General features: G+C 57.1%; 18 protein-coding genes. 14 read left to right on the top strand and 4 right to left on the bottom strand.

The genetic code is table 11. The features are described from left to right. Positions 1-84 precede the first annotated feature (84 nt). The 3 genes from ACIGG6_RS07230 to ACIGG6_RS07220 all read left to right on the top strand — a co-directional run bounded on the left by ACIGG6_RS07230 (position 85) and on the right by ACIGG6_RS07220 (position 9690). A complete protein-coding gene (locus tag ACIGG6_RS07230; protein ID WP_399843522.1) occupies positions 85-8808 on the top strand; it encodes a GH36-type glycosyl hydrolase domain-containing protein in 8724 nt (2907 codons plus the stop codon). A 159-nt stretch (positions 8809-8967) separates the two neighbouring features. Then, a complete protein-coding gene (locus ACIGG6_RS07225) occupies positions 8968-9147 on the top strand; it encodes a hypothetical protein (RefSeq protein ID WP_399843520.1) in 180 nt (59 codons plus the stop codon). 225 nt (positions 9148-9372) lie between these two features. After that, positions 9373-9690, top strand: coding sequence for a hypothetical protein (locus ACIGG6_RS07220; protein ID WP_399843517.1), 318 nt, complete (start codon positions 9373-9375; stop codon positions 9688-9690). 81 nt (positions 9691-9771) lie between these two features. On the opposite strand, the gene ACIGG6_RS07215 is transcribed toward ACIGG6_RS07220, so the two are convergent. Continuing rightward, a complete protein-coding gene (locus tag ACIGG6_RS07215) occupies positions 9772-10101 on the bottom strand; it encodes a hypothetical protein (RefSeq protein WP_399843515.1) in 330 nt (109 codons plus the stop codon). 234 nt (positions 10102-10335) lie between these two features. Here ACIGG6_RS07215 and sstT point away from each other — a divergent pair, with 234 nt between their 5' ends. The 7 genes from sstT to ACIGG6_RS07180 all read left to right on the top strand — a co-directional run bounded on the left by sstT (position 10336) and on the right by ACIGG6_RS07180 (position 16318). Continuing rightward, a complete protein-coding gene (sstT, locus tag ACIGG6_RS07210) occupies positions 10336-11553 on the top strand; it encodes a serine/threonine transporter SstT (protein ID WP_399843514.1) in 1218 nt (405 codons plus the stop codon). Positions 11554-11634: 81 nt separating this feature from the next. Continuing rightward, positions 11635-12165: a helix-turn-helix domain-containing protein gene (locus ACIGG6_RS07205; RefSeq protein ID WP_339119515.1), complete on the top strand. Its 531-nt coding sequence runs from the start codon at positions 11635-11637 to the stop codon at positions 12163-12165. Next, the gene (locus ACIGG6_RS07200) at positions 12162-12902 is read left to right on the top strand and encodes an AzlC family ABC transporter permease (protein ID WP_399843511.1); all 741 of its coding nucleotides are present in this window, start codon (positions 12162-12164) and stop codon (positions 12900-12902) included. Before ACIGG6_RS07205 ends, ACIGG6_RS07200 begins: the two co-directional genes overlap by 4 nt. Continuing rightward, positions 12899-13234: an AzlD domain-containing protein gene (locus ACIGG6_RS07195; RefSeq protein ID WP_399843508.1), complete on the top strand. Its 336-nt coding sequence runs from the start codon at positions 12899-12901 to the stop codon at positions 13232-13234. The genes ACIGG6_RS07200 and ACIGG6_RS07195 overlap by 4 nt, the downstream gene beginning before the upstream one ends. A gap of 68 nt (positions 13235-13302) precedes the next feature. Next, complete coding sequence (locus tag ACIGG6_RS07190) at positions 13303-14292, top strand: ABC transporter substrate-binding protein (RefSeq protein WP_399843505.1); 990 nt, start codon at positions 13303-13305, stop codon at positions 14290-14292. After that, positions 14286-15290, top strand: coding sequence for a FecCD family ABC transporter permease (locus ACIGG6_RS07185; RefSeq protein WP_399843503.1), 1005 nt, complete (start codon positions 14286-14288; stop codon positions 15288-15290). The genes ACIGG6_RS07190 and ACIGG6_RS07185 overlap by 7 nt, the downstream gene beginning before the upstream one ends. Beyond that, positions 15287-16318 carry a FecCD family ABC transporter permease gene (locus tag ACIGG6_RS07180; protein ID WP_399843501.1) on the top strand — a complete coding sequence of 344 codons (1032 nt, stop codon included), beginning with the start codon at positions 15287-15289 and terminating at the stop codon, positions 16316-16318. The genes ACIGG6_RS07185 and ACIGG6_RS07180 overlap by 4 nt, the downstream gene beginning before the upstream one ends. Before the next feature lie 3 nt (positions 16319-16321). Here the strand turns inward: ACIGG6_RS07180 and ACIGG6_RS07175 are convergent, their stop codons facing one another. After that, positions 16322-18448, bottom strand: coding sequence for a TonB-dependent receptor (locus ACIGG6_RS07175; protein ID WP_399843722.1), 2127 nt, complete (start codon positions 18446-18448; stop codon positions 16322-16324). Positions 18449-18707: 259 nt separating this feature from the next. On the opposite strand from ACIGG6_RS07175, the gene ACIGG6_RS07170 reads away from it, so the two are divergent. Both ACIGG6_RS07170 and ACIGG6_RS07165 read left to right on the top strand, forming a co-directional pair. Beyond that, entirely contained in the window at positions 18708-19529 is an 822-nt protein-coding gene (locus ACIGG6_RS07170; protein WP_399843499.1) for an ABC transporter ATP-binding protein, read from the top strand. Beyond that, positions 19526-20419, top strand: a complete 894-nt coding sequence (locus tag ACIGG6_RS07165) for a sucrase ferredoxin (protein ID WP_399843496.1) — start codon at positions 19526-19528, stop codon at positions 20417-20419. Before ACIGG6_RS07170 ends, ACIGG6_RS07165 begins: the two co-directional genes overlap by 4 nt. Positions 20420-20446: 27 nt before the next feature. Here ACIGG6_RS07165 and ACIGG6_RS07160 read toward each other — a convergent pair whose 3' ends face one another. Beyond that, complete coding sequence (locus ACIGG6_RS07160) at positions 20447-21481, bottom strand: diguanylate cyclase domain-containing protein (protein WP_399843494.1); 1035 nt, start codon at positions 21479-21481, stop codon at positions 20447-20449. Positions 21482-21936: 455 nt separating this feature from the next. On the opposite strand from ACIGG6_RS07160, the gene ACIGG6_RS07155 reads away from it, so the two are divergent. Then, positions 21937-22665, top strand: a complete 729-nt coding sequence (locus ACIGG6_RS07155; protein WP_188639194.1) for a Crp/Fnr family transcriptional regulator — start codon at positions 21937-21939, stop codon at positions 22663-22665. A gap of 188 nt (positions 22666-22853) precedes the next feature. Then, entirely contained in the window at positions 22854-23567 is a 714-nt protein-coding gene (locus ACIGG6_RS07150; protein ID WP_399843491.1) for a Crp/Fnr family transcriptional regulator, read from the top strand. 63 nt (positions 23568-23630) lie between these two features. Here the strand turns inward: ACIGG6_RS07150 and ACIGG6_RS07145 are convergent, their stop codons facing one another. Further along, positions 23631-25775 carry a TonB-dependent siderophore receptor gene (locus tag ACIGG6_RS07145; RefSeq protein WP_399843488.1) on the bottom strand — a complete coding sequence of 715 codons (2145 nt, stop codon included), beginning with the start codon at positions 25773-25775 and terminating at the stop codon, positions 23631-23633. Positions 25776-26151: the final 376 nt, after the last annotated feature.

Genomic DNA, 26151 nt, shown 5'->3' with positions numbered 1-26151 from the left:
TTGCGACCATCTTATTGGCAAGGAAGCCCTGTACTTGTTTTGAGTGCCGGGTGAGGTACTTGCAGCGAAACCAGGATGGTAGCCGTGACTCTTTTGTTCCAATCACCCTTTTTCCAGCGTGTGCGCCGTTATAACGCGTCGGCAACACTCTGGAACTCCACTGCTCCCGTGCGTGAAGAACTCTTTAGCGCTGAGCGGCTGGAACAGCATGCCTGCAGCCTTGCACAGGCCCAAGTCGTCACTCAAACACCCCCTAAAGTTGTTTCTTTATCCCGGCGTCTTAATGAAAACGCTAGCGTACTGCTTTCGGCCTACCGAGCCTGCGCGGCTACCCTGGCAGAAGGGCGTGATATCGTGCCTGCGGCTGCTTGGTTACTGGATAATTATCACCTTATCGAGGCACAGATACGCGAAATTCGCGGCAATTTACCCCCTGGTTATTACCGTCAGCTACCTAAGCTGGCCGATGGCCCGTTTGCAGGCTATCCGCGGGTGTTCGGTATTGCGTGGGCCTTCGTGGCCCATACCGACAGCCACTTGGAACTGACCAATCTGCGCGCTTTTCTCAATGCCTACCAACGCGAACAGCCATTAACCATTGGCGAGCTGTGGGCAGTGGCCATTACGCTGCGCATTGTGTTGGTTGAGAACCTGCGCCGTCTGGCCGACCAAATCACCGAAGAGCAGAGTGCACGAGACGAAGCCGATGCCCTCGCCACAAAGTGGATTGTGCGTGATAGCGCCATTGCCGAAAGTGACAGTGGTAAAAGTGATAGTGGTAAAAACGATGCTCACCCCTCTTCCTCCTCTCACCCCGGCTTAGCTGTTGGCCAACAAGCCGATCATGAATTTCCTTCGTTTACGCTGCAAAAAGCGCCTCTTTCGGCGTCTTTCACTGCGCAATTAGCGAAACGCTTACGGGGCATTAACCCGCGCACCAGTGCGCTGGCATGCTGGCTTTCTGAGCAGCTTCATAGCCAGGGCGAATCCATTGATGATGTGGTGCAAAGCGCCCAGCATCGTCAAGGCGCGGCGAGCGTCACCATGCGTAATATCATCACCAGCATGCGGTTTATCGCCAGCACCGACTGGGCCGACCTGCTCGAAAGTGTCAGCCTAGTGGATGCCAAGCTGAGCCAGCATAGCCAATTTGCCCAGTACGATTTTGCCACCCGCAACCAATACCGCAGCGCGGTAGAAGAGCTGGCCCGTGGCTCTGCCTACAGTGAACTTGAGGTGACTGATCACGCGCTGAACGCCTGCCGTGACGCCTTGGCAACCGCTAAAGGCGCTACTGAAGCAGCACGCGTGGGCGACCCCGGCTACGTGTTGGTGGCGGGTGGGCGCGCGACCTTGGAAAAGCGTCTGGGCTTTCACCCCTCTTTACGTCGCCGGTTTCGTCAATTGCTGATAAAGAACGGCATCCCCGGCTACGTTGCGCTGCTAGCAATCACCACCACTGCACTCGCCGCGCTGGCTGGATGGCTACTCTGGCTAACCGTGCCCCCTCAAGCAGTACCTATATGGTGGCTGCTGCTGTTAGCCGGTTTAAGCCTATTGCCACTGATTGAGGTCGCTACGCTGATCGTCAACCGATTTGTGATCCATAGCATTGGTGCCGAGCCTCTGCCCAGTCTGGATCTCTCCAAAGGCGTGCCCTCAGCGCTGCGAACGCTGGTCGCTGTGCCAACGCTGTTAACCAACGAAGCCGACCTAAAAGAGCAGATTAACCGTCTTGAAGTGCACTTTTTAAGCAGCGGCGATGGCGCTATCAGTTACGCCCTGCTGTCGGATGGTGTTGACGCCCAGTGCGAAGAGTTAGCCCATGAGGCCGCTTTATTCAGCATTGCAGAGCAACACATACAGCAGCTCAACGATCGCTACTACCCCTCTGGCAATGAGAAGCGCTTTTTTTGGCTGCATCGCAGGCGTGTGTTTAATCCGCGCGAGCAGTGTTGGATGGGATGGGAACGCAAGCGTGGCAAGCTGCACGAACTCAATCGGCTATTACGCGGCGCCACCGATACTACCTTTATTAACCCACCCTTACTGCCTAACGGGGTGCACTATGTCATCACGCTGGACGCCGACACTCGCCTGCCTAGAGGCGCCGCAAGCAAGCTGATTGGCAAGCTCGCTCACCCTTTAAATCAACCGCGCCTAGACCCGCGCCAACAGCGGGTCGTGGAAGGCTATGCCATTTTGCAGCCTCGGGTTACCCAGTCGCTGCCTATGTCGGGCAGTGGTTCCACCTATCAGCGGCTGTGCTCTGCGCCCGGCGGCATAGAGCCGTATGCAGCGGCTATTTCCGATCTTTATCAAGACCTCGTGGGCGAAGGCTCCTATGCAGGCAAAGGGATTTACCATATCGACGCCTTTGAAGCGTCGTTAACAGGCCGCATTCCAGATAACAGCCTACTCAGCCACGATATGTTTGAGGGGGTATACGCCCGTGCGGGCCTGGCCTCGGATATCGAAGTCATTGAGGACTTTCCGAATCGTTATGATGTGGTCGCCAAGCGCCAGCACCGCTGGGTACGTGGTGATTGGCAGCTCCTGCCGTGGTTACTCAACGGTGCCTTACCCCCTATTGGGCGCTTAAAAGCGCTAGGCAACCTGCGTCGCTCGCTGCTGCCGCCACTGCTGCTTGCTTGCCTAGCGGTTAGCTGGCAGTTGCCACTGCTAATGGCCGCCGCAAGCACGCTGATGGTGATCCTATTCATGAGCGCCCCGGTATTGTTATCGCTATGGGCGACCTTTATTCCGCTCCAACCAAGCGTCAACCTGCGTCATCATTTTCAGCAGTGGCTGGCTGAACTACGGCTAGGCGTAAAGCAAACGCTGGTTCAACTCATATTCCTGCCTGACCAAGCGTGGCGCATGCTGAGCGCCATCGGATGCACCCTCACGCGGCTTTTTGTTACCCATCGCCATTTGCTGGAGTGGACTTCCGCTGCGCAAACCATGAAGCATCCTCACCTCAGCACGCTGGGGTTTTACCAACACATGGCCCCTGGCACGGCACTTGGTGCGGCAGTTGCATTGGTCGCCTTAGGATTTAACAGCAGCGTTTGGGTCATCGTACTGCCGATTACCTTGCTGTGGCTGGCAGCCCCCAAGGTGGCCGCTTGGCTAAGCAGCGCGACAAGTGCCGCTAATCACCCGCTACCAGCGGAAGAGACCGCCCAAGCGCTGCGGTTGATCGCCCGTCAGACATGGCGCTACTTTGAAACCTTTGTGAATAGTGATAACCACTACTTACCGCCCGATAACTTTCAGGAAGCGCCTCAGCCGGTGACTGCCCAGCGCACCTCGCCCACCAATATGGGGCTGTATTTACTGGCCACCGTCGCCGCTCGCGACTTCGGCTGGATAGGTAGCCAAGAGGCGCTGCACCGCTTAACCAGCACCCTGGCCGTGATGCAGACGCTGCCGCGCTTTCGTGGTCACTTCTATAACTGGTATGCCACCGCTGATCTTCGCCCACTAGACCCGCGCTATGTTTCCACGGTGGATAGCGGCAACTTGGCAGGCCACCTCATTACACTGGCCAATGCCTGCGACACTTGGCAGGCAACAGGCGCTCCTAACTCGCGCCAGGGCGTTTCTGATACGTTAATGATCGCCGTTGAGGCACTAGCACGCCTTTCGTCAGAACATGAGCCATCGACCCTCCAGCCGCTTCAAAAACAGCTCGAACAGATCGAAGCACTCTTAGAGGGAGATTCAACCGCGCCCTTACCTATTAACGACCTATTGCCACTAACTGCCACCACGGTGGAGTCAGCACGGGCGTTACTGGCACCTCCGGCTGACCACGATACTGAAACGGCACTGTTTTGGATCAGTGCCGTTCACAACGCAGTTACTCAACATAGCGACGATCAAACGAAGGCTGCTCTTTCAGCTAGTACTTGTTCAGCCAACACTTGTTCAGCCAACACTAGCCCCGTTCAGCTGCAGCAGTTAGCCCATCAGGCAAGGCGGCTGGCGACGTCGATGGATTTCGCATTCTTGCTAAATACCGAGCGACAGCTGCTCTCCATTGGCTATTCGCTGGATGACTACTGCCTAGATAGCAGTTGCTATGACCTGCTGGCGTCCGAAGCGCGGCTAGCGAGCCTGTTTGCCATTGCCAAAGGCGATGTGCCCACCCGCCACTGGTTTCGTCTAGGCCGTGCGGCCACCCCGTTAGCACGCGGTGCGGCGCTCATTTCCTGGTCGGGCTCCATGTTTGAGTATTTAATGCCGTCATTGGTCATGCGCGCCCCTGCGGGTAGCCTGCTAGAACAGACCAATCGGTTGGTGGTGAAACGCCAACAAGCTTATGCCGCGCAGTTTTCAGCACCCTGGGGCATTTCTGAATCTGCATATAACGCCCGGGATATTGAGCACACTTACCAGTACTCCAATTTTGGCGTGCCGGGGTTAGGGCTTAAACGTGGGCTGTCGGCGGATTTGGTGGTGGCCCCTTATGCCACCGGGTTAGCCACGATGATTGATCCTGAAAGCGCCTACCAAAACTACCGTCGTTTAGCCGAGATGGGTGTCCAGGGGCGCTATGGGTTTTATGAAGCCATCGACCTAACCCGTTCACGGCTTCCCGCCAGTGAAGAGGGGGGTATTGTCCGTAGCTACATGGCCCATCACCAGGGCATGACCATCGTGGCGATTGCCAATACGCTTCAGCAGGGAAAAATGCGCGCCCGCTTTCACCGTGAACCGATGATTCAAGCAAGCGAACTGCTGCTGCAAGAGCGCATTCCTCGGGACGTGGCGATTGCTTACCCACGTGCCGAAGAGGTGAAATCCACCGCCAGCCAAGTCACGAACGACGTCCAAGCCGTGCGCCGTGTACCCACAACGGTTAGCGGGCCTCCGGTCACGCATCTGCTCTCTAACGGCCACTACTCTGTCATGCTGACGGCAACGGGCGGTGGTTATAGCCGTTGGCATCACATCGCGATCACTCGCTGGCATCCCGATACCACCTCTTCCCCCTGGGGCAGCGCTATCTTTCTTCGCGATACCCGCCACCCGGGCATTTGGTCGGCTACAGGGCAAACAGCCGAGCACCAAAGCAGCGCTAACAATGCTGCCAATCACGCACTGTTTGCCGAAGATTACGCACGCTACATCCATCGTCACGACGATATTTCCAGCCACTTGGACGTACTGGTATCCGGTGAAGATGACAGCGAGGTTCGCCTGCTCTCACTGACCAATAACGGACGCCACACCAGCGATATTGATGTGACCTCCTACGCGGAGCTCGTGCTTACCACGCCCGCTGCCGATAACGCTCACCCGTGCTTTGCAAAAATGTTTGTGGTGACCGAGTACTTATCTGAACTCAACGTACTCATTGCCACACGGCGCCAACGCGACCCCAGCGAAGCCCACGTATGGGTCGCCCACTTTGCGGTGGTGGAAGGCGACACTGTAGGTGAGATGCAGTATGAAACGAGCCGTGACACGTTTATTGGCCGGGGGCGCAGCCTGTTTAACGCCACCGCACTGGCCGAAGGCCAACGTTTAACTGGGACGGTAGGCAGCGTGCTTGACCCCATTCTTGCCCTGCGCTATTGCCTGCGGGTAACCCCAGGCAGCAGCGCCCGTATCGCCTTTTGGACGGTGGTAGCCGCCTCGCGGGAGGCGCTGATGGATCTGATTGATCAACACCATGATCGCAGCGCCTTCGAGCGCGCCAAACTACTGGCCTGGACCCAGGCACAGGTTCAACTGCGCCACTTAGGCATACAGCCCGACGAGGCTGCCGATTTTCAGCGCTTGGCGGCCCCGCTGCTTTACCCAGATGCCCGTTTTAGAGCGCCACCATCAGCTATTAAGCGTGGCGCGGGGCCACAGTCGCTGCTTTGGCAGCACGGCATCTCCGGCGACTTACCTATTGTTTTACTGCGTATCGATTCGTTGATGGATATCGCGCAGCTACATCAACTGCTGCGCGCCCATGAGTATTGGCGCATGAAACGCTTAGAAGTCGATATTGTGGTGATGAATGAACGGTCATCCTCCTATGTGCAAGACCTGCAGCAAGCCATCGAGGCAACCATACTGAGTAGCCAAGCCAGGCCGAGGCTGCATGAGGGCCAGACCCAAGGCGCTGTGTTTGCTTTACGCGCCGATTTGACCAGCCTGGGCTCTCGCACACAGCTACAGTCGATAGCGCGTATTGACCTAATCGCCAGCCGCGGCGCCATCGCCGACCAGCTATTGATGGTACTGCAGGAAAAAAAGGCGCCCAACGTAGGTGTATCGACAAAACGTTCGCTGCCGCAACCGCGCACCTTCAAAGAGCCACGGCCTGTTACAAGCCCATCAGAACTAGAGTTTTTTAACGGACTAGGCGGATTCGCCAAGCAGGGGAAAGAGTACGTCACGTTACTTGATGACTACCGCACCACTCCTGCGCCCTGGATTAACGTCATAGCGAATCAGCGGTTTGGTTGCCAAGTATCGGCGGAAGGCGCTGGCTACGTATGGGCAGACAACAGTAAAGAAAATCAATTAACGCCGTGGTCCAATGACCCCGTGGTAGACCCCAGCGGGGATGCTATTTACATACGGGATGAAGAGAGCCTAGCCCTGTACACCGCAACCGCCAGCCCACTACGCGATGCTGGGCGCTATGTTGCTAGGCATGGTTTTGGCTACAGCCAGTTTGAACACCGTGCAGATGGCCTTGATGTCACCTTGCTGCACTTGGTGCCCCTAGAAGCACCGCTACGCGTTTCTCGCTTAAGGATCACCAACCACACTAACCGAGTAAGTAAGCTGTCCGTCACCGCCTATGCCGAATGGGTGCTTGGCACATCGCGCAGCGCATCGGCTCCGTTTCTCATTACGGCCCAAGAGGCAGGCAGCGGCGCGCTATTGGCCACCAACCCTTGGAATGCCGCCTTTCCAGATAGGGTCGCCTTTTTGGATATCGGCGAACCACCCACCAGCTGGACGGCTAACCGCAGTGAGTTTATCGGTTACGGTAAAGGCCTTGCAGACCCAGCAGGGCTACGCAGTAAACGCCCCCTTTCCGGCGCGATAGGCGCAGGCTTTGACCCCTGCGCAGCGCTGCAGCGAAAGTGTTCTTTAGCTCCTGGAGAAACCGCCGATATCGTGGTGTTGCTAGGCCAAGGCGACACTACCGAACACGTTCAGGCGCTGATTGCCCGCTACCGCGACGCCGATATTGATGACGAGCTAGCTGCCCTCCAACGCCATTGGGCCAACCAGTTGAGTGCTATTCAGGTCACCACCCCCGACCGCGCGATGGATATCATGCTCAACGGCTGGTTGCTGTACCAAACCATCGCCTGCCGCTTGACCGCCCGCTCAGCCTTCTACCAGGCCAGCGGCGCCTATGGTTTTCGCGACCAGCTACAGGACGGTATGGCGTTAACCTTCAGCCAGCCTGCCACCACGCGCCAGCACTTGCTGCGCGCCGCTTCGCGTCAGTTTCCTGAAGGCGATGTGCAGCACTGGTGGCTGCCCCACTCGGGGCAAGGGGTGCGCACACGAATCTCCGACGACCGCGTGTGGTTAGCCTATGCCTGCGCCCGCTACATTGAGACCTCCCAAGACCGCGATGTGCTGAATGAACCGGTGAGCTTTCTCAGCGGCGCATTACTGGAACCCCAGGAGCAGGAGCACTTCTTCCTACCTAGCGTGTCGCAGGAAACCGCCACGCTCTATGAGCACTGCGCACGGGGCTTGGATATCTCTCTGGCCCAGCTGGGCGAACACGGCTTACCGCTGATGGGCAGCGGCGATTGGAACGACGGCATGAATCGCGTGGGGGCCGAGGGGCGTGGGGAAAGCGTTTGGTTAGGCTGGCTGCTGATAAAAACGTTAGACCTGTTTATCCCTTACGCTGAGCAGCATGACGCCATGCATCCATCGCTCCCCGAGAGTGAGCGCCGGGCCAGCCGGTGGCAGCAGCAAGCCAACGCGCTGCGCACAGCGCTAGAACAGCATGCTTGGGATGGCCAATGGTACCGGCGCGCGACCTACGACGACGGTACTTGGCTGGGTAGCCAACAAAGCGACGCCTGCCAAATTGACTCGATTGCCCAATCTTGGGCGGTCCTATCAGAAGCCGCCCACCCGGAGCGGGCAGCCTTGGCGATGGCATCGTTAAAGCACCAACTGATCCGTCACGACCCGCCGTTAGCGCTGCTCTTCTGGCCCCCGTTTGATCACCCCCAGCGCGACCCCGGCTACATTAGCGGCTACCCGCCCGGCATGCGCGAAAATGGCGGGCAGTATAGCCACGCCGCCATGTGGGCTATTTTAGCCTTTACCAAGCAGGGCGAGGGAGACAACGCCCATCAACTCTTCTCGCTGCTCAACCCGATTAACCATGCGCTAACCGCCGAAGAGACTGCGCGCTACCGAGTGGAGCCCTACATAGTGGCTGCAGACGTCTATTCGGTGCCCCCTCATGAAGGGCGCGGTGGCTGGACATGGTACACCGGTGCCGCAGGCTGGATGTACCAGGCCGGTATAGAAGGGATTCTTGGGATACGCCGCGAAGGAGATTGGCTAGTGATCGCGCCCTGCTTACCCAGTACGTGGCCCTCGTTTAGCGCCACCGTCACCTTAAGCAGCAGCGAATACCGTATTCGCGTCAGCCAGCCACAAACGACGCTGGAGGCCACGGCCACTGCGCGCTCTGCGATACTGGATGGGGTTGCACTGCCACTCTCTATTGCGCAGCCTCTGCGCGTGCCCTTAGACGGCCAATCGCATCATCTTGAGCTGCATCTACCGTCCAAGATGACCCGCACATGACACCATTGTTAACATTTTGTATAGCTTTTATGAACTCACTTTCACTTCGGCTGGTCTATGCTTGGAGTGTGAGCCAATCGTGCTAAAACAGCACGGACAACTCCACTGCTGTTCTCTTTGAGGGGGATCACCCACATTACCCACATTTGGGGAGGTCAGATGATCCGTCAACATATTTACAAAGGCACCCAGCCTGGTAGCCGAGAACACCTTGAGAAATATCTTATGGAACAAAAGCATAGTCGTGCAAAAGCAAGACAGCTAGACGTGGTGACCGTGGCAACCGTGTCTTTCTTCACAGGCTGCTTAGTGACCCTACTGGCAACCTTCACCTTTTAACGCCGCAATCTTAATGACCGCTTTCAACGAAATCCCCACTCGAATTGTGGGGATTTTTTTATATTTTTTGATTCATGTGAATTTTTGCAGACAGCCAAACTTGGCGATTGATTCTCACCACCCCCTGTATTACTCTCGAAAAGTACAAGGCGCGTACAAATAGCGCGTTTGGTCTTTTTTGTTGCTCTCACAGAGCAGCCGTTGGCATTCACAAGGAGTCGTGGCATGCAACTGAATCAATTGACAGATATTTCCCAAGCGGGCCTGCAATTGGCCATTCGAGAAATCAAGGAAGAGATGTTTGATACTCCGCAGTGCGACTACACCATCGCTAAACTGTTGAGCCATTGCGGTCAGTTTGAAGCGGCTGAGCGTCATATCGACGACATGCTGTTGAAATGGGGAGCGTCTCCCGACGTGGTAGCACTCACCGATCAAGCCTATGCCGACATGACCGCACTCAGCGCTAGCCAAACGTCTAAAACACCGTTACACATTGCCCAGCACGCCTCGTCAGTCGCTCAACCCAGCGCAGTTGCTTAACGTTCTGGCGCTATCCTGATACTAGACATACTCATGCTAAAACGGCTTGCTTCCCTTCTGGGTAGCAAGCCGTTTTTGTGATCAGTCCAAATTATCCAATGTGACTACGATGTCTTGGGTAGAGACATCGACGTTCCAGAAGGTATAGCTGTCGTCGTCTTCATCGACCAAACGGATATCGAAGTAGGGGCTCGTGTAGCCCGTTAGCGTGACACGCTGCGTGTCCCCATCTGCGAGCACGTCACTTCCCAGTACATCCTCTTCCCAACTCTTTGAGTCACCTGGGCTTACGTACATATAGTAAATGGTATAGCCAGTACGGTTGGTGATATCCACATAGTAGTCGGCGGCCATGACCAACGACGAACTACACATCAACAGCAGTGCAGCTAACAACACTTTCATACGCATGGAACGTTCCTTTTTCTTTTTTTTAACAGGCGGGAGGTGGCATAAGTGCCGCGCTGCGGTAATGCCCCACAGCCAACAAAGTATAATCTGGCGCTGAGGCCAAAGATAGCGGGTCACGTTTTTTTACATGCACGCCCAAGATGCGCCCGCAACTGGTAGAATGCTGCCCCTTTCAGGCGTGTGGTGGCTAACCGCCTCACCGCATCCCTCCTCCTACTACCTGAGAGTCGCGCAATGATTGCCACCGTCAATGCCATTTTTCGGCCAATTTTACGGCTGGGCCTTATCCCTCAAATTGTGATTGGTATTGCCGCTGGGGTGCTGCTAGCTCTATTCACCCCTGGGATTGCCAGCGATGTTGCGCTACTTGGCCAGCTGTTTATTGCTGCGCTGCAAGCGGTTGCGCCGATTTTAGTCTTCGTACTGGTGGCGGCGGCCATTGCCGCCCACCAAGCAGGCCAACCCACCCATATCCGCTCGGTATTGGTGCTGTATGTCGCGGGTACGCTGATTGCCGCGCTAATTGCTGTGGCGGCCAGCTTTGCGTTCCCTACGGAGCTGGCGCTGGATGCAGGCCAAGTTGATGGCAACCCGCCCAGCGATATTCTTAGCGTGCTGCGTGACCTGCTGCTCAACGCGGTGGCCAACCCCGTCACTGCCCTGATGGAAGCCAACTTTATTGCCATTCTGGCCTGGGCGATTGGCCTGGGGTTAACGCTGCGCCAAGCCAGCGACACTACCCGCCAAGCGCTTAGCGACTTATCCGCCGCCATTACGCGTATTGTCACGCTGGTGATTCGCTTAGCCCCGCTGGGTATTTTCGGCTTGGTGGCCGGTACGCTGGCCGAATCGGGCATTCAGGCACTGCTTAACTACGCCCAGCTATTGGGGGTGATCATTGGCTGTATGCTATTTGTGGCGCTGGTGAGTAACCCGCTGCTGGTCTATTTAGCCACCCGCAAAAACCCTTATCCGCTGGTGTTTGCCTGCCTACGGGGCAGCGCTATTACGGCATTTTTCACTCGCAGCTCGGCGGCCAATATCCCGGTGAACCTGGAGCTGTGCCGCCGCTTAGACCTGGATGCCGACACCTACTCAATCTCCATTCCGCTGGGTGCCACCATCAATATGTGCGGCGCGGCGATCACGATTACCGTGATCACCCTGGCCACCACGCATACCCTTGGCATTAGCGTCGACTTCCCCACCGCGCTGCTGCTCTGCGTGGTGTCGGCCCTCGCGGCCTGCGGCGTTTCTGGCGTGGCGGGCGGTTCATTAATGCTGATCCCTATGGCCGCTAGCCTGTTCGGCATTCCTACCGAAGTCGCCATGCAGGCCGTTGCCATTGGCTTTGTGATTAGCGTGATACAAGACTCTACCGAAACAGCGCTCAACTCCTCCACCGACGTGCTGTTTACCGCCGCCGCCTGCCGAGCGCGCAAGCTCACCTAACCACTTCTTTATTGCTTGTCAATTGACAGCCCGTTGTTCCTTATATAGAACGTTCTATAAAAGGAACAATGGGCAATCACCATGGACGCGCACTCTCTTGTTACGTTAGGCCAACACCTCCAAACGCTTCGTAAAACTCAGGGCTTCTCGCTGTCGCAGCTTGCCAGCGCGGCAGGCATCGCGAAATCCAACCTATGCCGCTTAGAACAGGGCAACGGTAACCCCACGCTGGACACCATTTGGCGGCTGGCCGTCCAACTCAACGTTCCGTTTGGCACCCTGGTGGCACCGATTAGCGTACCGCTCGGTGAGGATGGCGTGCAGGTACAGTTGATCGACCAGGGTAAGGGCGTGCCACAGGTGGATGCCTACTGGATGCGCTGCGCGCCCAATACGCTGCGCCACGCCGAGGCCCATACCCCGGGCACGCGGGAAACGCTGACGCTCATTAGCGGATGGTTAGAAGTAGGCCCAGAGGGTGCGACCACCACGCTCACCCCTGGCGAAAGCATCACCTTTCAGGCCGACCAGCCGCACCTGTACCGTACGCACACTGATGAAGCCACCCTGCTACTCACCGTCACCTACGGCCAAGAAGGGACCCCACCATGAGCCAGCCAGCCGATCACACGGTGCACGCCAACCACTCACCGCTACGCTCTGCCTTACAGGGCGTGCGTGAAGCAATTCCGCTGTTAGGCGGCTATATTCCGGTCGCGCTCTCGTTTGGTTTGGTAGCGACCCAGGCCGGTTTTACCACTTGGGAAGCGGCTGCCATTTCAGCGCTGATCTACGCGGGTGCCTCGCAGTTTCTGTTCGTGGGCATGATTGCCGCTGGTGCGCCGCTATGGCTGGTGGTGGCCATGACGCTACTCATCAACGTGCGCCACGTGGTGTACGGCCCCAATTTGGCCGCGCTGCTGCCCCAAAGCCGCCACTGGCCTTGGCTGATGCACGGCCTGACCGATCAAGTCTTTGCCTTGGCGCTCACACGGCTCCCCCAGCTACCGGAAGTGAAGCGGTTTAGCTGGTTTGTAGGCGCCTCGCTGCTGGCGTGGGGGGTGTGGATTATCGGCACGGCGGTGGGTGCGACCGGCGGCGAAGCGGTCACCGCCCGCTGGCCGCTGCTGGGGGAGATCATGCCCTTCGCCCTCCCCGCGCTGTTTCTCACCATGGTGGCACCGCGCTTTACCGACAAGCGCTGGGCCGCCGCTATGTTTTGTACCATTCTCGCCGCGCTAGGGTTAAACCTGGCCGGGTGGAGCAACGTGGCGATTCCCCTTGCAGCCGCCTGCGGCGCGCTGTGCTTCTACACGGTCACGTTCCAACCACGGAGGAGCCGCCCATGAGCAGCGCCATGTGGATCGCCGTCATTATCTGCGCACTCGGCACACTGCTTATGCGAGTGGTGCCCTTTTTATGGATGCAGCGGCGGTTGGGCAGCGCAACGGGAATGAACGCCATGCCCCAATGGCTGGTGATTCTGGGCCCCATGATGATTGCTGCCGTACTGGGCGTCTCGATAGTGCCCGTAAACCCCAGCGCTATCTCTTGGTTGGCCACCGCGATTGGCCTGAGCGTTACGCTGTTGGTGTGGCGTCGCCTGCGCTCACTGGGCTGGCCGGTGGCCGCCGGGGTGGCGGTGTTTGGGGCGGTGGAGGTAGTGGCAGCCCTTATTTGATAATGCTTTGCATTAGCTTTTACAACATGCCATGATTTCGCCTTTCTTCGTTACACCGAAGGGCACGTATGCAGACAGCAGACGCTTATGGCAGCCGCACAGGGTGGCGGGTGTTGCTTATTCTTTGCTCCACCCTGCTGCCTTTCTTTGCTATAGCCAATGAAGTAGCCACCACTGCTGATTTACCTACTCAATGTGACCAACCACGCCTAGTAACGCTCTACCAAGGAGCCACGGACAGTGCCGTAGCGCTCGGAATTACCCCCGTTGGCGTGGTTGACGCTTGGCTGGAAAAGCCCACCTACCGCTATTTACGCGATGCGCTTACCAATGTTGAGCACGTGGGGCTAGAAACCCAGCCGAACCTTGAGAAAGTGGCTTGGCTGAACCCGGATGCCATTATCGCCAGTCACTTTCGGCACGAACGCGTCGCCCCGCTGTTAAGCGCCATGGCCACCAGCGTTTACGCCAACACCGTCTATGATTTCAAAACGACGTTAGCGCTGGTGGCCGAGGCCAGCGAGCGCGAACAGCAAGCCCAAGCGCTGCTGCAGCGCTGGGAAGCCCGCGTGGCGGACTTTCGCCAGCAGATCGCTGATCAGCTAGGGGGCCAATGGCCGCAAAAAGTCGCCGTGGTGCGCTTTAAAAGCGACCATGTGCGGATCTATACCAGCGGGTTTGCCGGTTCGATTCTAGATGAGCTGGGCTTTGAACAACCCGAGACGCTGGCCTCTCAAGACTGGGGGATGAAGCTTGCCAGCACGGAGAACATTCCGGTGCTTGAGGCTGATGTCATCTTTGTGCTGCTGGAGCCAGATGACCCAGCCATTGCGGCCAACTACCAACACTGGGCTTCTCACCCTTTGTGGCAACAGCTAACGGCTGTGCAGCAGGGCCAAGTATTTGAAGCCGACCCCGTTAGCTGGATGATGGGCGGCGGCATTTTGGCGGCCAACGCCATGCTGGATGACCTTTACCGCTACTATCAGCTAACCCCGGCCACCGATGGCCACTTGCCACACTGCGCTTCATGCACTCAGGAGCCGCCCTCATGCTGAACAGCAACTCCGCTAAGTTGTCGGGGTTGCTAGCAGGCGCTGCCATGACGCTACTGGCGTTTATCGGCAGCGTCATGCTCGGCACCACCTCGCTAGAGTGGTCGGCACTGTGGCGTATGCTAACCGCTTATGATCCCGCTAATGTGGCGCATATTATTTTGTACACCGAGCGCCTGCCACGCGCCGTGGTGGCGGCGCTCGTGGGTGCTAGCTTGGCCATGGCGGGCGCACTGATGCAGACCATGACTCGCAACCCACTCGCCTCGCCGGGTATTTTAGGCATTAACGCGGGGGCGATGTTTTTCGTCGTTGTGGCGGTAGCGCTACTGCCGCTGCACACGCCTGCCCATTATGTGAGTGCCGCCCTACTCGGCGCGCTAGTGGCAGCAAGTTTAGTGGTGTTGCTAAGTCGCGGGCGCTATGGCGAAAATTCGCCACTGCGGGTGGTGCTGGCAGGGGTCGCGGTGACCGCGATGTTTGTCTCCTTCAGCCAGGGGCTCCTGGTGGTCGACCAGCAGAGCTTTGAAAGCGTGCTTTATTGGCTAGCGGGTTCTGTGGCGGGACGCGACCTTGACCTAGTACTGCCGCTGCTACCGCTGTTTGGTGGTGCCATAGTGCTTAGCGCCCTCTTGGTACGTCACGCCAATGCGCTGTTATTAGGTGATGACATGGTGACAAGCCTAGGCATGCGCGCGGGCAGCATCAAACTGCTTCTGGGGCTCGTGGTGATTGTATTGGCAGGCAGCTCAGTGGCCCTGGCGGGCATGATTGGGTTTGTCGGGCTAATCGTGCCCCACATGGCTCGCTGCCTCTTTGGCATTGACCATCGCTGGATGCTTCCTGGCTGTGCCGTCTTGGGTGCTTGCTTGCTTCTGCTGGCCGATACGGCATCGCGGTTTTTAATCCCTCCACAGGAAGTGCCGGTCGGCGTAATGACAGCGCTCATTGGTACGCCTTTCTTTATTTACCTCGCACGACGCAACATGGCTCGCCAATGACACTCGCAGCGCTCTCTCCTTCTGACGCCAGCAACGCGCTTGGCACACGTTTTCGTCTCACGCTGCTGCTATTGAGTGTGGGGCTTGTGCTAAGCGCAGCCCTGTCGCTCTGTTTGGGGAGTTTTCCTACACCTCCATTACAAGTTGGGCATTCGCTCATTCACCCAGCGGATAGCGAGCTGACGTTCATTATTTGGCAGCTTAGGCTACCGCGTATTGTGCTAGCGATTCTGGTAGGGGCGGCGCTGGCAATGGCAGGCGCCATTCTGCAAAGCATCGTGCGTAACCCGCTTGCCTCGCCGGATGTTATTGGTATTACCAGCGGCGCGGCGCTGGCCGCCGTTCTTTTTATCGCGTTGCTCAGTTCGCACGTTAGCATCGGCTGGCTACCGGTGGCGGCCATGCTCGGAGCCTTATTCGCCGCTCTGCTCGTGGTCAGCTTGGCATGGCAGCGTGGTATTAGCCCTGCGCGCTTGGTGCTAGTGGGCATTGGCCTAGCCGCCGCAATGGGCGCGGGCACTACGCTACTGATCGTGATGAGTGACGACTCCGCCGCCATGAGCGCCTATACCTGGCTGACCGGCAGCTTATACGCCGCCCAATGGGTCGATGTGGCCAGCCTGCTGCCGTGGCTACTGTTAGCGACGCCGGTGAGTGTTCTGCTAACGCGCCACGCCGATACGATGGCGCTGGGTGACAGCATAGCCCAAGGGTTAGGCGTGCCGTTACTGCGCAGCCGAATCGTGCTGCTTGGCTGTAGCGTGGTGCTGGCCGGTGCTGCAGTGGCCGTGGTGGGAGGGCTCAGCTTTGTGGGCCTCATGGCACCGCACCTAGCGGCGCGATGGGTGGGCCGACATTTAGCGCGGCTACTGCCTGCATCCGCACTGGTAGGTGCATTAATCGTGCTTTATGCCGACCTGCTTGGCCGCGTTGCCTTTCTGCCTAACGACCTGCCTGCCGGTATTTTCGTTGCGGGCATTGGCGCGCCCTTCTTTGTTTATCTCTTGTATCGGGCGCGCCAGCGTTAAGCCTTAAAAATCCAGCTGATACCCTACCGTGAACGTGCGCCCACGACCGGTGAAGTAGTACTCATCGCTGATGCGAGCGGCTTGAGAGTAATAGGTGAGATAGTCTTCGTCGGTCAGGTTCTCGATACCCAGCGATAGCTGCCCCGTAGGGAGCTGGTAGGCCAGCGAGGCATCCACCAATCCGTAGCCATTAAAGTCGAGCGCCGGGTTATCGACGCTGCGGTCGAAGTAATAGCTGCCCTGTAGGCGGGTCGAGAGACGGTCGTTCCATACGGCGCTCCAGCCCAGCTTGAGCGTATCGGGCGCAATATTGATCCCGGTAAGCTTGGTGTCCACGCTGCCATCGCCGTCTTGGTCTGACTTGCCTTGGGTATGGGCGTAGGAGAGCGACAGGTCATGGTGGTCATTGACCTGCATGTTGCCGGTCACTTCCACCCCTTGGATTTCGGTTTTCTCCCGGCTGCCCACCCACGTACCGTTCTGTTCGGCCAAACGCTGGCCAAAGTCAGAGTTCGATTCGTAGTAGCTGACTTCCAGGCCGTAACGCTCCCAGTCAAAGCGCGCGCCAATTTCTTGGTTATCGGTCACGATGGGCTGCAGTTGAAGCAGCGTATCCACATCCTGCCCCGGTTCGCCAATGCCCCGCAGCACGCGACCAACGTCCGGCATACCAAAGCCTTCCGAGTAGCTGGCATACAGCTGCGCCCACTCCGTGGCCTGGTACGTCAAACCCACGTTATAAAGCGTTTCATCGAAACTGGGATTGCCGCCCCCTACCGCGACGTTATCTTGAGTGACGTTGCTACGGTCAATCGTCTCGTAGGCATCCACCTCAAGCTCGGCGCGCTCATGGCGAACACCGGCATGCAGCGTGAGCGGGTCGGCGATTTTGAACTGCCCCTGCAAGAACGGCGCAATGTTGCTGTAGCGGCTTTCCGGCACGTAGGTGCGCCCGGTCTCTACCAGCATTTGGCGGGTTTCATCCTCGAGGATGTCTAACCCCACCGTCACGCCGAGCCGGTCATCCAGCATGCCCTGGCGGTTCAGGGTGAACTTGGCGCCCTGCTTATCCGATTCGTTACGGGTTTGGTCGAACTGGGTATTGCCGTTGCCATCCAGGTAAGGGAAGAACGGCGTGGTAGCAAAGCGTGCCCGGAAGCGCTGGCGATACACCTGGGCATCGACCGCGTTGCCGTACCAATCCGCGTGGGAGTACGCCAAGCGGGCGGTGGTGACTTCATTAAAGCCCGGCGCGCCGTCGGGTGTGCCACGTTCGGCGCTGGTCGGGATTCCCGCCTCGCGGTCGCCCACCACGGGCACGTAGTCGTCGCCCTCTTCCAAATCAAAATGATTGAGCGACAGCTCGATATTTTGATTGTCGTCGATCCAGTAGCCTAACTTGCCGAACAGGTCGTAACTTTCAGAGTTTTGCAGCTCGCCGGGATAGGCAATGCCCACGCGACGGTCGCCGCCATCGTAAAACACGCCCCGCTCTTGGCGGGTGGCCGCGGCTACAAAATCCCAGTCGCCCTGCTGGCCGCTAATGCGATAGTTGAGCTTGTTGCCCAAGCCTTCCGAGTGCAGATCGTCGTCCACGGTGAAGCTAATGCCCGCACTTTGGTTAATACCGCCCCCTTCGGCCCGGCGGGTAACGAAGTTAATCAAACCTCCGGTGGCCCCCAAACCATGCTCAGCGCTGGCCCCGTGAATCACTTCAATCCGCTCGACCATGGAAAGGTCAATGGTATAGCTATCGCGAGAGCTATCGCGCAGCGGATTGGACTGAGGCACGCCATCGATCAGGAACAGCGCATCGCGTCCACGCATCGTTTCACCCGCATTGGAAAGCTTCTGGCGGCTGGGTGAAAAAGAGGGAATCAAGTTGCTCAAGACCTGGCCAGGGTCGTCGGTAATGGCCAGCTGCTGCGCAATCTGCTCACGGGTAATCACCGTTACTCGCTGCGGTGTTTGCCCCTCTTCACTGCGGCTACGCGTCGCTGTCACGACCATCGTAGGCGATGACTCGCTGAGCGACTGCCCCATCTCAGTTGCCTCTTGCTGGGCATTGGCCTGAGTGGCTGCCACTAAACTTGCTAACGTCACCGTTGGCCAGAAAGCGGCTTTTTTCATCTGTGTCATGCTGACTCCCCTGCGTGATGTGAATGACCCCTTGGTATTAGCTATCACTTAAATGCTAACGCATATCTAAATGATAATGATTATATTATGCATAAATGAGTAGAGAGGTCTATCACTTCGAACGAACGGTTCGATATAACGAAATGACAGGGAACGGGGTGCCAGAAAGAACAATGTTGAAAATGAGAATATTTTGCCTTAGGGTGCTGGCTGCCTTGATCTCGTGACTGAGCCTGCCTGAGCCAACTTTATGCCCGCCTATTCCCATCCTGCATCACGACTCACCGCTGACGCCCTGCACGCTGGCTACGATGCCAAGCGCATTTTGCAAGGAGTGGATATTGCTGTAGCGGAAGGCCAACTCACGGTGCTTCTGGGGCCCAATGGCAGCGGTAAATCGACCCTGCTAAAAACCCTGGCGCGAACGCTGACGCCTAGCGGCGGGCATGTCTATCTCGATGGCAAGGACATTCATCGCAGCAACACCCGGGAGGTCGCCCAGCGGCTAGGCATTTTGCCGCAAGGCCCCATCGCCCCCGAGGGGTTGAGCGTAAAACAGCTGGTGGGGATGGGGCGCTTCCCCCACCAAGGATTTTGGAAAAAAGACCCGCAGCAGGATGCCGCCGCCATCGCAGAAGCGATGAGCTATATGCACATTACCGAGTTTGCCGACCGGGATGTGGAAGCGCTCTCCGGTGGCCAGCGCCAGCGCTGCTGGATCGCGATGGTGCTCGCCCAACAGACCGATTTAATTTTGCTGGATGAACCCACCACCTTTTTAGACTTGAAGGTGCAGGTAGACCTGTTGGCGCTGCTATCTCGGCTGGCTCACGACCATGGCCGCACGCTGCTGCTGGTACTGCACGACTTGAACCTCGCCGCCGCCTACGCCGACCATCTAGTGATGATGCGCGACGGGCAAATCGTCACCAGCGGCACGCCAAACGATGTGTTCACCGCGGCCAACCTAAAGCGCGTCTTCGACCTGGATGCCCATATTCTGCGCGACCCTGCTAGCGGCAGCCCAGTGTGCGTGCCCTTCACCTCGGCGACGTTACAGGCGGCCCTATGAACCATACCTTCTGCGCTGATTTAAGCCGTGAACAGCACGACCCGCTGGCCGGTAGCGCCGCCCATGCCGAGCGCAACTTACTGCTCAGCTGGCCGCGTTCAAAGTGGCTGCGCAAACTACGCCACGCCAGCGATATGAGCGATTCATTAAAGCAAACGCTGGATACGTTGGCTGACGATGGCCTGCGCATCAACCTGATCCAACAGCCGAGCATGGAAAAGTACCAGCATCAGATCTTTCTGATGCCGGAGCGGCGTCGTTTTCGGGTAGCACGATGGGAGTTAGAGACGTTTTTCAGTGCGTTTCAAAGCGGTACCAGCCTTAGCCAGTGGGAGCAGCCGCCGCTGCTAGAGGACCTCGTGCTCTGCTGCACCCACGGCACCAAGGACAAATGCTGCGCCAAGTACGGTTATAAAACGTTCAAAGCGCTCGCCAGCACGGTGGCAGAGCACCCACTGCCGTTCGAGGTATGGGAGAGCAGCCACCTCGGCGGCTGCCGGCTCGCCGCAAGCGTGATCATACTGCCCAATGTGCGCAAATATGGGCGTATCACGCCAGAACAGGCCCTGCCTTTCTTACAGGCTGAAGCCCACCAGCAGCGCTTTTTGCCCGGCTATCGCGGCGGCTCGCAATTAACTCCCGCGCAGCAAAGCGCCGAAATTGCTGCGTTAACACACCTCAGCACAGATGCCGCGCAGCCAACGCTTACTCTGATCAGCGACCACGGCGACGACGAAACGCGGGAGATACACTGGCAGTGGCAGCTCGGCCAGCAGCAAGGAAAACTCATCGTTCACTGCCGGGCCACCACGCTATGGCGCGTGGATACCTGCGCCGATTTAGCGGAAGGCCCTACTGAAAGCAGCGTATGGCAAGCCTCGGTAAATTAGTCTCACTTCACGGACAGCTGGGTCACATCACGAATGCCGATGCTTCAGCGACAGGTGCATGACATCAATACCGTCCTGAAATACCTGATACTGGTTACGGCCACTTCGCTTGGCGTGATACATGGCGGCGTCGGCGTTATTGAGTAATTCGTGTTCGTTGCTGGCGTGGTCTGGATATAAACTAACCCCGATACTGGCGCTGATAGAGCGCTCGACATGCCCCATCAGGCAGGGTTTAGCTAACGTGGCTAGAATTTTTTCAGCGACTCTTACCGCATCCTGCGCGTGCTCAATCTCACTGAGCAGAATGACGAACTCATCGCCCCCTTGACGACAGACGGTATCCGTAATGCGGATACACTCGCCCAGGCGTTCAGCCACTGCCTGTAGCAAGCGGTCGCCCAGGGCATGGCCTAGGGAGTCGTTGATGCACTTGAAGTTGTCGATATCCAGGTACAGCAGCGCCACTTGATGCCGGTGGCGTTTGGCCAAGCCAATAGCGCGGGAAAGGCGCTCGGCAAACAGAAAACGATTGGGAAGAGATGTTAGCGCATCGTACTGCGCTTGGTAGGCAAACTGGGCGGAACGCGTCAACGACTGGCAAGCATCGTGAAAAACCACCACCGCGCCTACCGTAAACCCCTGATGGTTATGAATAGGAGCCGCCGAATCTTCGATTTCCAGCTGGCTGCCATCTTGACGAATCAGCATACAGTTCATGGCCAAACCGACGGTTCTATTTTCCGTCATGGCCCGATGTGCAGGGTTCGTCGCCGTGTGAAAGGTTTGGTTATTGACGAGTTTTAGGATGTGCTCCACGGGCTTTCCCAGCGCATCGCTGCTGGCCCAACCGGTAAGCTCCTCTGCCATCCGATTCAAGTAAGTCACTCGGCCCTGCACATCAGTGGTTAAAACAGCATCGCCGATCGAGTTTAGCGTTACCTGTGCCCACTCTCTTTCGGCCTGCAGGGCGGCCTCGGCACCGCGTAACCGCTCGTCGGTACTCTGCTCTCCCCCCTCTTTTGAAGAATCATTATTGCGATGGCAATCACCGTACAGCATGACATCACTCCCCATGTGTAATCTGGTCCGGGATGCATTTTTTATTCTTTGGTGTGGTGTAACAGTGCAGCCATACTCATCGATAGGGTGGCGCCGCGATCCCTGCAGCGTGCAGTGCAACATCCTGTTTAGGCATCTCCGTTGCCTCACTGAAGCAACCTTAGACGCCGTTGACATTATTGACTGTGCGCTACCGAACATGGCAACAAAATATGTGTAACGTTTGTTATTTGTCGCGATCTTTTACCACTTTGGGCAGCGCACTCTTTCATGAATCCACTACCCTATGTGCGATAGCGTACAGAGTTTTTTACCGTGCGCCCTATACTTAAGAACGGTACGTTTGGCGACGGACGACATTCAAAGTGGCCGATTAAAAAACACTTAAAAAAGCGCCTCACATCGTTCAATTTCACCAGACGCTGCGCGAAAGCTAGGAATAAGGGAGATATTCAATGCTTCAAACGCGTCATTTTCAGCAAAATGCCTTGCTTGGCCTACTGCCTGAAAAAGAACTCGAACACCTGTTGCCACATCTTGAAGAAGTATCACTGACCCTGGGCCAATCGCTGTCTGAATCTGGCCGGCACATGAGCCACGTCTACTTCCCATTGGATGCTATCGTCTCACTGCTGTGCGTTATGGAGAACGGTGATTCAACAGAAATTGCCGTGGTAGGCCACGAAGGCTTAGTGGGCGTTTCTCAGTTTATGGGGGGAGAAACCACATTAACTAGCGCCATCGTACAAAGTGCTGGGCAGGCCTATCGCCTAAAAAGCCACCTGCTCAAGCGTGAGTTTGACCGAGCAGGCACCATGCAACGCCTACTGCTGCGCTATACCCAAGCATTACTCACGCAGATGGCGCAAACGGCGGTGTGCAACCGCCACCATAGCTTGGATCAACAGCTGTGTCGGTGGCTACTCCTCAGTCTAGACCGGCTGCCCGGTAATGAGCTGATTATGACGCAAGAGCTGATTGCCAACATGTTAGGCGTGCGCCGCGAAGGGGTAACGGAATCTGCCGGAAAACTGCAAAAGGCGGGGCTGATCTCCTACAACCGAGGCCACATTACGGTGCTAGACAGGCAAGGGTTAGAAGACCGCGTCTGTGAGTGTTACGCGGGGGTCAAAAACGAATACGACCGACTGCTGAAATATCCAGCCGTGACGGTGGCATGCTAACCCCTCCATAGATCCCTAAGTGCTCTAAGATAAGCGCGAGTTGTGTACGCTAGCGTGCCGACGGGTGATTTACCAAATGGTAATATGCCGATGGGCCATCCATCACTGGAACCCCATCTGCAGCCGACATCAAAATGAGAACCACCATCATTGTGCCGTTTGCCAGGTTCATTTGACCGGAGAGGCGCATGATTTCTATTTCCCACGCGATCAATACCAACCGACTGCTGGCTGACCTGCCAAGCGCCGAACAGGCTGCTTTAGCCGCCTGCTGTGAAGTGGTGCCGCTCGCCTTTGGCGAAGTTATCTATCAGCCGACCGACACGGTGACGTACGCCTATTTCCCTATCGATAGCTTCGTCTCCAATATCGTCATTCTTAACAACGATAGCCGCCTCGAAGTCACTATGGCAGGCCTTGAAGGCATGCTCGGTATTGCCCTAGTGCTGGGCTTCAACAAAGCGCCGCTGCTGGCCGTGGTGCAAGGTGCAGGTGTTGCTTTGCGGATCCCTGCTGCGCAGTTTCAAGCATTGCTACCCACCAGCCCAACGCTGCACCAGCGGCTCATGCGCTATCTATATATCGTGATGAACCAGTTGGCCAATTCAGCGGCCTGCATCCACTTTCACCGCATTGAAGAGCGGCTCGCCCGCTGGCTGCTGATGACGCAGGACCGCGCTCAAAGCGACCATTTACAGCTTACCCATGAATTTCTTGCCATGATGTTAGGCGTTCGACGGGCAGGCATTACCCTCGCCGCCCTTGCCCTGCAGCAACGCGGATTGATTAGCTACCACCGTGGCGACATCATCATTCTAGACCGCAGCGGATTAGTGGCCGCCGCCTGCCAGTGCTATACCCAGGATTGCGCACTGTACGCCAACGCCATGGCCACGCCCTAACAGACCCACAACGACAACGCCCGGCTTAAAGCCGGGCGTTGTTGGTTGACGCTTACTGATCACTTACCAGCGGTACTTCACGCTGCCGATCACGCTGCGAGAAGCACCGTAATAGCAGTAGAAATCGCAGCCGCTCACGTACTCTTCATCGGTGATGTTGTTCACATTTACCTGCGCGGTCCAGCTGTCGTTAATATCGTAGCTGGCCATGGCATCGTAAAGTGTAGTGGAAGGCACATCGCGGTTAATGCCGCTGCCAGGACTCGGAGACGTTTCACCGATATAACGCACGCCCGCCCCAACGGAAAGCCCAGGCAAGCTGCTGCTCATATCGTAATCCAGCCACGCTGAAGCCATATGGAAAGGCACCAGCGGCACACGCTCATCCTGCTGGGCATCGCTAACATCGTAGCGCGCATCGGTGTAGGTATACGCCGCGGTGAGCTGTAGATCATCAGTGAGGTAGCCCACACCTTCAATCTCCACACCCTGGGAACGACGCTCGCCAGCCTGCTCTTGCACCGGCGCGCCGGTGGAAATCAGCGTGTTGTCTTCTTCTACGTCAAACACGGCAACGGTCACATAGCCATCCACATCAAACGGGGCAATTTTCACACCGGCTTCTAGCTGGCTACCTTCCAGCGGCTCATAGCTAGCACCATCCGGCCCGATGCCTGCCACTGGCGTAAATGACTCGCTGTAGCTAAGGTAAGGTGAAATGCCGTTATCGCCCAGGTACATGGCGCCAGCGGTGAGTGATAGCTGCTCGTCATCGTAGCCCTGGCTGCTGCTACCGGTGACATCGCTGAAGTCGTCGCTGCTATCCACGCTGTCGTAGCGTGCACCCGCGAGGAAGACCCATTTATCCGCGACGCGCAGCTGGTCCTGCACGTAAATACCAAACTGACGGCGGTCCACATCATGCTGGGTGGGGTCGCCGGTATCCGGCGCGGTAAAAGCGGCGTAATCCGGGTTGTAGAGGTCTACGGTATCCACGTTGGCGAAGAACGTAGAGCCATCGCCCAGGGTACGGAAGCTATCGCGGTTGGTGTAGTTCAGGTTCAACTCTTGATAGCCCGCGCCCACCAGCAAGGTGTTTTCCGTGTTGTCGGTGTAGGTGCGTGCAATCAAGCGGTTATCGATGTTGAACGCATCGTACTCGCCGTCGCGATCAATCACGCCACGGGAAATACTGCGCGGCGGGGTAACAAACGAGTTGGGATAAACATTACGCAGCTCAAGATCTAAATGCGTATAGCGAGCGTTCTGTTGGAACTCCCACGTATCGTTGATCTGGTGCTCAAGCTCGTAACCAATGCCCACTTGGCGCTGATCTAAACGGTCGTAATCCGGCTGACCTAGGTTGGTCTCGGGGTCGATTTGGCCGAACGGAGAGTCGTTCAGCGTACCCAGCGCAGGGAAGAAACCGGTAGTGGGCACACCCTCATCTTTCTGCACGCTGGCTAGGAAAGTGACTGTGGTATCGTCGCTGACATCCATTTCCAGGCTAGGCGCAAAGTAGTAGCGCTCCTTCTCGCTACCGTTAAGCTCCCCTTCCCCATCGCGATAAAGCCCGACCATGCGGTAACGCATATTGTCACGCTCGGCCACCGGGCCAGAGACATCAATGCCCACCTGGCGATGCTGCTGGTTGCCCGCCTCAATTTCCAACGTGCCCTGTGGTTCGCTGGTCGGGCGCTTGCTGATGGCGTTAATCACACCGCCGGGAGGCGCTTCACCGTACAAAATAGAGGCCGGGCCTTTCAGTAAATCCACCCGCTCAACGCCAAACGTCTCATTCATCCACCAGAAGTAGCCGCCGGTGCGGAATAAACGCAGGCCGTCTTGGTAGGTCGCACTTTCCGCGCTGAAGCCACGTAAGAAGAACCAATCCGTGTTGTTGTCATCGCCATAGGGCTGGGAAACAACGCCAGAACGATACTGGAACGTTTCGTCGTACTTATTAACGCCACGGGTTTCCAGCTCTTCTGCGCTCACGGTAGAGATCGCGCGAGGCGTTTCTACCTCGGGGGTATCTACCTTCAACGCGGTAGCAGTGACCACGGTGGTACCGGTGTTAATGGTTTCTTCTTGGGCAAGCGCGGCCAGCGGCGCAACGCTCAGCATTCCACCGAGCGACACCACCAGTGAACGGCGAATAGCGGCAGGCAACGGCGCGACGGAAAACGGCATGGTTTTACGGAGCATGAGTGAGTCTCAACGGGTATGAGGAGTTCGTTATAGTAAGACGAATGATACGGATTTTTATTCACAACCACAATCACTCTGGTGGGGCAAGAGGTTTGGGAGGAACGGGGTGTTCGAGGGGGATCATCGGTGGAAAAGCCCACAGAGAGACATGAGGCTTTGAGAAATAGAGAATATGGCAAAGGAGCCGTTTACTGACGTTGGTCAGCGGCTTAAGAAGAAGGCAATCTAGGGGGAGAGACTTGGAAATGGTGGGCCCAGTAGGACTTGAACCTACGACCTGAACCGTACCGGCTTTCTCGGAGACCCGTTAGTTTGAGTCAAGCAGCCTTATTTGCCTGACTCTGTTGCTCATAATACATGGCTTCTCGCTCTG

It is taken from the genome of Vreelandella lionensis (genome assembly GCF_044543515.1).
In the GTDB taxonomy this organism is placed as follows: domain Bacteria; phylum Pseudomonadota; class Gammaproteobacteria; order Pseudomonadales; family Halomonadaceae; genus Vreelandella; species Vreelandella lionensis.
The sequence above is the reverse complement of the archived record's forward strand: the minus strand, read 5'-3'. Positions and strand labels throughout refer to the sequence as shown.

Bases quoted from the DNA above. Each gene is read 5' to 3' on its own strand.
- ACIGG6_RS07225 (WP_399843520.1), top strand. From the start codon at position 8,968: ATGATCCGTCAACATATTTACAAAGGCACCCAGCCTGGTAGCCGAGAA.
- ACIGG6_RS07220 (WP_399843517.1), top strand. From the start codon at position 9,373: ATGCAACTGAATCAATTGACAGATATTTCCCAAGCGGGCCTGCAATTG.
- ACIGG6_RS07215 (WP_399843515.1), bottom strand. From the start codon at position 10,101: ATGCGTATGAAAGTGTTGTTAGCTGCACTGCTGTTGATGTGTAGTTCG.
- sstT (WP_399843514.1), top strand. From the start codon at position 10,336: ATGATTGCCACCGTCAATGCCATTTTTCGGCCAATTTTACGGCTGGGC.
- ACIGG6_RS07205 (WP_339119515.1), top strand. From the start codon at position 11,635: ATGGACGCGCACTCTCTTGTTACGTTAGGCCAACACCTCCAAACGCTT.
- ACIGG6_RS07200 (WP_399843511.1), top strand. From the start codon at position 12,162: ATGAGCCAGCCAGCCGATCACACGGTGCACGCCAACCACTCACCGCTA.
- ACIGG6_RS07195 (WP_399843508.1), top strand. From the start codon at position 12,899: ATGAGCAGCGCCATGTGGATCGCCGTCATTATCTGCGCACTCGGCACA.
- ACIGG6_RS07190 (WP_399843505.1), top strand. From the start codon at position 13,303: ATGCAGACAGCAGACGCTTATGGCAGCCGCACAGGGTGGCGGGTGTTG.
- ACIGG6_RS07185 (WP_399843503.1), top strand. From the start codon at position 14,286: ATGCTGAACAGCAACTCCGCTAAGTTGTCGGGGTTGCTAGCAGGCGCT.
- ACIGG6_RS07180 (WP_399843501.1), top strand. From the start codon at position 15,287: ATGACACTCGCAGCGCTCTCTCCTTCTGACGCCAGCAACGCGCTTGGC.
- ACIGG6_RS07175 (WP_399843722.1), bottom strand. From the start codon at position 18,448: ATGAAAAAAGCCGCTTTCTGGCCAACGGTGACGTTAGCAAGTTTAGTG.
- ACIGG6_RS07170 (WP_399843499.1), top strand. From the start codon at position 18,708: ATGCCCGCCTATTCCCATCCTGCATCACGACTCACCGCTGACGCCCTG.
- ACIGG6_RS07165 (WP_399843496.1), top strand. From the start codon at position 19,526: ATGAACCATACCTTCTGCGCTGATTTAAGCCGTGAACAGCACGACCCG.
- ACIGG6_RS07160 (WP_399843494.1), bottom strand. From the start codon at position 21,481: ATGCTGTACGGTGATTGCCATCGCAATAATGATTCTTCAAAAGAGGGG.
- ACIGG6_RS07155 (WP_188639194.1), top strand. From the start codon at position 21,937: ATGCTTCAAACGCGTCATTTTCAGCAAAATGCCTTGCTTGGCCTACTG.
- ACIGG6_RS07150 (WP_399843491.1), top strand. From the start codon at position 22,854: ATGATTTCTATTTCCCACGCGATCAATACCAACCGACTGCTGGCTGAC.
- ACIGG6_RS07145 (WP_399843488.1), bottom strand. From the start codon at position 25,775: ATGCTCCGTAAAACCATGCCGTTTTCCGTCGCGCCGTTGCCTGCCGCT.